This is a genomic window from Leucobacter sp. GX24907 (assembly GCF_053567335.1).
Map to the genome: position 1 here is coordinate 1 of NZ_JBSGPD010000019.1, position 1,267 is coordinate 1,267.

Here is a 1,267-nt window from a genome sequence, read left to right on the forward strand (position 1 = left end):
GGGGCTGCTGCACGAGTAGGTGACAACTGTCTCAGGCAGCGAGTGCGACCTGCTCGTACATAATGGCCTCGTACTCGACCGGCGCCAAACGCCCCAACTTGGCCTGTCGACGACGCCGGTGATAGGTACGTTCGATCCAGGTCACGATCGCGAGCCGCAACTCTTCTCTTGTGGCCCAGCTGCGCCGGTTAAGGACGTTGTTCTGCAGCAAACTAAAAAACGATTCCATCGCTGCATTATCGCCAGCAGCACCAACTCTGCCCATCGACCCGACCAAGCCGTGTTGGTCAAGCGCGCGCCGGAACTTCCGACTTCGAAATTGCGATCCTCTGTCCGTGTGCAGGACGCAACCGGCCACGTTCCCTCGCCGCATCACTGCATTGTTCAGTGCTCTGACTGCGAGCGATGACTTCATTCGCGAGTCGATCGCGTAGCCAACGATTCGGTTCGAGAACACGTCTTTCACCGCGCAAATATAGAGCTTGCCTTCGCGCGTCCAGTGCTCCGAGATATCGCCGAGCCATAACTCGTTCGGGGCTGTCGCAGCGAACTCCCGCTGCACAAGGTCGTCATGCACAGCAGGCCCGGGCCTGGTTCCTTTGCCTCGTGCTTTCTCTTCCCAAACACAGACCACCAGCCGTTGTCACGGCAGATCCGCCACGCAGTCCGGTCGCACATCGCCTCACCCGCTTGTTTTGCTTCGTCGGCAAGGAACCGATGCCCGAACTCGGGGTCTTCTAGATGCGCATCATGGAGCGCGTTCGCGCGATACGCCTGCACGAGTTCATGCGCTGGCACTGGTGATTTCCGCCACCGATAATAGGGCTGACGTGAGAGCTTCAAAACCCGGCACGACACCGCAACAGGAATCCCGTCAGCGGCGAGCTCTCTCACGAGCGGGTAGAGCCTTTTCCCGGTAAATGCGCCTGCGACAGATACGCGGCGGCACGACGGAGCACCTCGACTTCTTGCTCGAGCAACCTATTCCGGCGGCGCAGTTCTCGTAGTTCGTCATTGTCTGAACGAGTCATACCGGGCTTTTCACCGTCTTCGATGCGGGCTTGCCGTAACCACTTATCGAGGGTGCCGACATGGACGCCGAAGTCCTTCGCGATTTGCGCGAGCGTGACCGCGGGTTCACGGTTCAACGCGACGCGTACGACGTCGTCTCGGAACTCCTCGGGATATTTTGCGGGCATGATGATCATCCTTCCAGGCCAGCCCAAAGCTAGCCATGTCGAATGTCACCTAAACGTGCAGCAGCCCC

At 59.4% G+C, this 1,267-nt stretch carries 1 pseudogene; it reads right to left on the reverse strand.

Annotated features, from left to right (window positions below):
- Window positions 1-31: 31 nt before the first annotated feature.
- A pseudogene (locus ACUYV6_RS13145) lies at window positions 32-1,199 on the reverse strand (IS3 family transposase).
- Window positions 1,200-1,267 lie beyond the last annotated feature (68 nt).